Source organism: Streptomyces sp. SID5910, assembly GCF_009862125.1.
GTDB lineage: Bacteria > Actinomycetota > Actinomycetes > Streptomycetales > Streptomycetaceae > Streptomyces.
The window spans coordinates 1-5,004 of the sequence record NZ_WWHX01000973.1; the positions used below are offsets into that span (position 1 = coordinate 1).

Genomic DNA, 5,004 nt, shown 5'->3' on the forward strand with positions numbered 1-5,004 from the left:
TGTCATACGCCGCCCCCGTCAACAGCACCTGAAGGCAGATCCCGTCCATCAGAGCCACCAGCGCCCGCGCCGTCACCGCGTCCGTGCGGGCGGCGAGCAGGGCGCCCACGTCCTCCGCCCACTCCGCGGCGACCGGGCGCAGGGCGGGACGACGCAGGGCGGCGAGGTACAGCTCGTACTCCAGCTCCACACCCTCCCCGCCGAGCCACTCCCCGAGGACCCGCGCGAGCGCGTCGGCCAGGTCGGCCGTCGGGTCCGAGAGGGCCGGGTGGGCGGCCAGGACCTTCGCGAAGCCCTCGTTGGCCTGGCGCAGGGCCGCGACCAGGAGGTCGTCCAGGGTCGCGAAGTGGTACGTCGTGGAGCCGAGCGGCACGTCCGCCTCCGCGGCGGCCGTGCGGTGGCTGAGTCCCGCGATGCCCTTCGCCCCGACGACCCGGATCGCCGCGTCGATGATGCGCTGACGTCGCTCGGGGTCGTACCGCCGGACGGCCATCAGTGCGCGCCGCCCAGGTTCAGCACCACCACGCCGACGATGATCAGCGCGATGCCCGCCGCCTTGGTGAGCGTCATCCCCTCCCCCATGAACGCCACTCCGATCGTCGCGATGGCCGCGGTGCCCACGCCGGCCCAGATGGCGTACGCCGTGCCGACGGAGAGGGTCTTCAAGGTCTGGGCGAGCAGCGCGAAGGAGATCAGGTAGCCCAGGGCCGTCAGGACGGAGGGGACCAGGCGGCTGAAGCCCTCGCTGTACTTCATGGCGGTGGTCCCGGCGACCTCTGCGGCGATGGCTCCGGCCAGGAGCAGATATCCCATGTGTACGAGCGTACATAACGCGGCCCGCCCCAGACAGCAGAACGGCGGTACCCGGTGGGCACCGCCGTTCTCGCACGCAGCCTGTCTCAGACCTGTCTCAGACGTTGAACCCGAGCGCCCGCAACTGCTCGCGCCCGTCGTCCGTGATCTTGTCCGGGCCCCACGGCGGCATCCAGACCCAGTTGATGCGCAGCTCGTTGACGAGGCCGTCCGTGGCGGACTTGGCCTGGTCCTCGATCACGTCCGTCAGCGGGCAGGCCGCCGACGTCAGGGTCATGTCGATCGTCGCGATGTTCGCGTCGTCGACGTGGATGCCGTAGATCAGGCCCAGGTTGACGACGTCGATGCCCAGCTCGGGGTCGACGACGTCCATCAGGGCCTCGCGGAGCTCCTCCTCCGAGGCCGGCTTCATCTCCACGGTCTCGCTCATGCCGTCGTCTCCTTCTCGGCGTCGGCTCCGTCCAGTGCCTGGGCGGTCGCGTCCTTCCAGGCCATCCAGCTCAGCAGGGCGCACTTGACCCGGGCCGGGTACTTCGAGACCCCGGCGAACGCGACCGCGTCCTCCAGGACCTCCTCCATGGCCTCGTCGGGCTCGAGCTTGCCCTTGGACTGCATCAGCTCCAGGAAGGTCTCCTGGATCTTCTGCGCCTGGGCGAGGTCCTTGCCGACGAGCAGGTCGTTCAGTACGGAGGCGGAGGCCTGGCTGATCGAGCAGCCCTGGCCCTCGTACGACACGTCGCTGATCGTCGTGCCGTCGTACTTCACGCGCAGCGTGATCTCGTCGCCGCAGGTGGGGTTGACGTGGTGGACCTCGGCGTCGCCATCCCGCAAGCCCCGCCCGTGCGGGTTCTTGTAGTGGTCCAGGATGACTTCCTGGTACATGGAGTCCAGCTTCATGCTCTTCGCTCGTCCCGTCAGCCGAAGAAGTTCCGTACGTGCTCCAGGCCGTCGACCAGCGCGTCGATCTCGGCCGGCGTGGAGTACAGATAGAACGACGCTCGCGTGGTCGCAGGAATTCCGTAGCGCAGGCAGACGGGGCGGGCGCAGTGGTGGCCGACCCGGACCGCGATGCCCTGCTCGTCGAGGACCTGGCCCACGTCGTGCGGGTGGATGTCGCCCAGTGTGAAGGAGATCGCGGCGCCGCGCTCCTCGGCCGTGGTGGGGCCGATGATGCGCAGGTCGGGGACCTCCAGCAGGCGCCCCACCGCGTACTCCGTCAGCGCGTGCTCGTGGGCGAGGATCTTGTCCATGCCGATCGAGTTGAGGTAGTCGATCGCCGCGCCCAGGCCGACCGCGCCCGCGATGGGGGGCGTGCCCGCCTCGAACTTGTGCGGGGCCGGGGCATAGGTGGAGGAGTGCATCGAGACGGTCTCGATCATCTCGCCGCCGCCGAGGAACGGGGGCAGGTCCTCAAGGAGCTCCTGGCGGCCCCACAGGACGCCGATGCCCGTCGGGCCGCACATCTTGTGGCCGGTGAAGGCCACGAAGTCGGCCTGGAGGGCCTGCACGTCCAGCGGCATGTGCGGCGCGGCCTGGGAGGCGTCGACGCAGACGAGCGCGCCGACCTCCTGGGCGCGGCGCACGATCGCCTCGACCGGGTTCTGGGTGCCCAGGATGTTGGACACCAGCACGAAGGAGACGATCTTCGTCTTCTCCGTGATGACCTCGTCGATGTTCGAGAGGTCGAGGCGGCCGTCGTCCGTGAGGCCGAACCAGCGGAGCTTCGCGCCGGTGCGCTGCGCGAGCAGCTGCCACGGCACGATGTTGGAGTGGTGCTCCATCTCCGTGATGACGATCTCGGTCTCGTGGTCGACCCGGTAGGGCTCGTCGGCCCAGCCGAGCATGTTGGCCACGAGGTTGAGGGACTCCGAGGCGTTCTTGGTGAAGATCACCTCGTTGCGCGAGGGCGCGTTGATGAACTCCGCGACCTTGTCACGCGCGCCCTCGTACAGCGCCGTGGCCTCCTCGGCGAGGACGTGCACGCCACGGTGGACGTTGGCGTTGTGCTGCTCGTAGTACTCGTCAAGCACGTCGATGACCTGGCGCGGGGTCTGCGAGGTCGCGGCGTTGTCGAGGTAGACGAGCTTCTTGCCGTCGTGGATCACGCGGTCCAGGATCGGGAAGTCCTTGCGGATCGCCTCGGTGTCGAGGAGGCCCGGCAGCTGTGTCACTCGGATGCGCCGCCCTTCGTGTATGCCTCGTAGCCCTCGGCCTCCAGCTTGTCGGCCAGCTCGGCGCCGCCGGACTCGGCGATGCGGCCGTTGGCGAAGACGTGGACGTGGTCGGGCTTGATGTAGCGCAGGATGCGCGTGTAGTGGGTGATCAGCAGGGTGCCGACCTCGCCGGTCTCGCGCACGCGGTTGACGCCCTCGGAGACGACGCGCAGGGCGTCGACGTCCAGGCCGGAGTCGGTCTCGTCGAGGACGGCGATCTTCGGCTTGAGCAGCTCCAGCTGAAGGATCTCGTGGCGCTTCTTCTCACCGCCGGAGAAGCCCTCGTTCACGTTGCGCTCGGCGAAGGAGGGGTCCATGTTGAGGCGCTCCATGGCCTCCTTGACCTCCTTCACCCAGTGGCGCAGCTTGGGGGCCTCGCCGCGGACGGCGGTGGCGGAGGTGCGCAGGAAGTTGGAGACGGAGACGCCGGGGACCTCGACCGGGTACTGCATGGCGAGGAAGAGGCCGGCGCGGGCGCGCTCGTCGACGGACATCTCCAGGACGTCCTCGCCGTCGAGGGTGACGGTGCCGCCGGTGATCGTGTACTTGGGGTGACCCGCGAGCGAGTAGGCGAGGGTCGACTTGCCGGAGCCGTTGGGGCCCATGATGGCGTGCGTCTCGCCCTGCTTCACGGTGAGGTCGACGCCCTTGAGGATCTCCTTCGTGGCGTTGTCGGCCTCGACGGTGACGTGCAGGTCTCGGATTTCAAGCGTTGCCATGGGTGCCTCAGGACTCCTGGGTGAGGGAGACGAGCACGTCGTCCCCTTCGATCTTTACGGGGTATACGGGGACGGGGCGCGTCGCCGGAAGACTGTCGGGCTTGCCGGAGCGGAGGTCGAAGCGCGAGCCGTGCAGCCAGCACTCGATGTGGCAGTCGTCGACCTCGCCCTCGGAGAGGGAGACGTTCGCGTGCGAGCAGATGTCGTTGATCGCGAACACCTCGCCCTCCGTGCGCACGACGGAGATCGGCGTGCCGTCGAGTTCCACCCGCTTCGGGGTGTCCTCCTCCAGCTCGTCCGCCCCACAGACGCGTACGAAGGTCATGCGACCGACGCCTCCAGCTCCTCCGCGATCTTGGTGAGGAGGCGCTCCTCGATGTCCGGGACACCGATCTGCTGGACCAGTTCGGCGAAGAAGCCGTGGACCACCAGGCGGCGGGCGTCCAGCTCGGGGATGCCGCGGGCCATCAGGTAGAAGAGCTGCTCGTCGTCGAAGCGGCCGGTGGCGGAGGCGTGGCCGGCGCCGACGATCTCGCCGGTCTCGATCTCCAGGTTCGGCACGGAGTCGACCCGCGCGCCGTCCGTGAGGACGAGGTTGCGGTTCATCTCGTAGGTGTCGGTGCCCTCGGCGGCGGCCTCGATGAGCACGTCGCCGATCCACACGGCGTGCGCGTCGTCGCCCTGGAGCGCGCCCTTGTAGACGACGTTCGACTTGCAGTGCGGGACGTTGTGGTCGACCAGGAGGCGGTGCTCCTGGTGCTGGCCGGCGTCGGTGAAGTACAGGCCGAACAGCTCGGCCTCGCCGCCGGGGCCCGCGTAGGCCACGCGCGGGTGGAGGCGGACCAGGTCGCCGCCGAAGGTGACGACGAAGGACTTGAAGGTGGCGTCGCGGCCGACCAGCGCGTTGTGCTGGCCGACGTGGACGGCCTTGTCGTCCCAGTCCTGGACGGAGACGACGGTCAGCTTGGCGCCGTCGCCCAGGACGTAGTCGACGTTGGCGGCGAGGACGGCGTCGCCGGTGTGGTCGATGACGACCACGGCCTCGGCGAAGGCGCCCAGCTCGACGACCTGGTGGGCGTAGGCGGTGCCGCCCTGGCCGTGCACGGCGATGCGGATCGGCTCGGTGAGGACCGTCTCCTTGGGGACGGTGATCACACCGGCCTTCTCGAACGCCGAGTAGGCCTGGGCGGCGACGCGGTCCACGGGGGTCCCGGCCCGGCCGATGCGCGCGTCGTCGCGGCCGACGGTCTCCACGACGA

At 69.2% G+C, this 5,004-nt stretch carries 8 protein-coding genes; all 8 read right to left on the reverse strand.

Going from position 1 to position 5,004, the window contains the following annotated elements:
* Nucleotides 1-493, reverse strand: a 493-nt coding sequence (locus GTW67_RS34915; protein ID WP_161168731.1) for a TetR/AcrR family transcriptional regulator, incomplete at its 3' end; no start/stop codon positions are given.
* Nucleotides 493-813, reverse strand: coding sequence for a DMT family transporter (locus GTW67_RS34920; RefSeq protein WP_161168732.1), 321 nt, complete (start codon nt 811-813; stop codon nt 493-495). The genes GTW67_RS34915 and GTW67_RS34920, both read right to left, overlap by 1 nt.
* 97 nt (nt 814-910) lie before the next feature.
* Nucleotides 911-1,243: a metal-sulfur cluster assembly factor gene (locus tag GTW67_RS34925; RefSeq protein WP_161168733.1), complete on the reverse strand. Its 333-nt coding sequence runs from the start codon at nt 1,241-1,243 to the stop codon at nt 911-913.
* Nucleotides 1,240-1,710 carry a Fe-S cluster assembly sulfur transfer protein SufU gene (gene sufU, locus GTW67_RS34930; RefSeq protein ID WP_161168734.1) on the reverse strand — a complete coding sequence of 157 codons (471 nt, stop codon included), beginning with the start codon at nt 1,708-1,710 and terminating at the stop codon, nt 1,240-1,242. Before sufU ends, GTW67_RS34925 begins: the two co-directional genes overlap by 4 nt.
* A 17-nt stretch (nt 1,711-1,727) precedes the next feature.
* A complete protein-coding gene (locus tag GTW67_RS34935; protein ID WP_161168735.1) occupies nt 1,728-2,984 on the reverse strand; it encodes a SufS family cysteine desulfurase in 1,257 nt (418 codons plus the stop codon).
* Entirely contained in the window at nt 2,981-3,745 is a 765-nt protein-coding gene (sufC, locus tag GTW67_RS34940) for a Fe-S cluster assembly ATPase SufC (RefSeq protein WP_161168736.1), read from the reverse strand. The genes GTW67_RS34935 and sufC overlap by 4 nt, the downstream gene beginning before the upstream one ends.
* A 7-nt stretch (nt 3,746-3,752) precedes the next feature.
* Complete coding sequence (locus GTW67_RS34945) at nt 3,753-4,070, reverse strand: non-heme iron oxygenase ferredoxin subunit (RefSeq protein ID WP_052841896.1); 318 nt, start codon at nt 4,068-4,070, stop codon at nt 3,753-3,755.
* On the reverse strand, nt 4,067-5,004 hold a 938-nt coding region (sufD, locus tag GTW67_RS34950), incomplete at its 5' end, for a Fe-S cluster assembly protein SufD (RefSeq protein WP_161168737.1). The genes GTW67_RS34945 and sufD, both read right to left, overlap by 4 nt.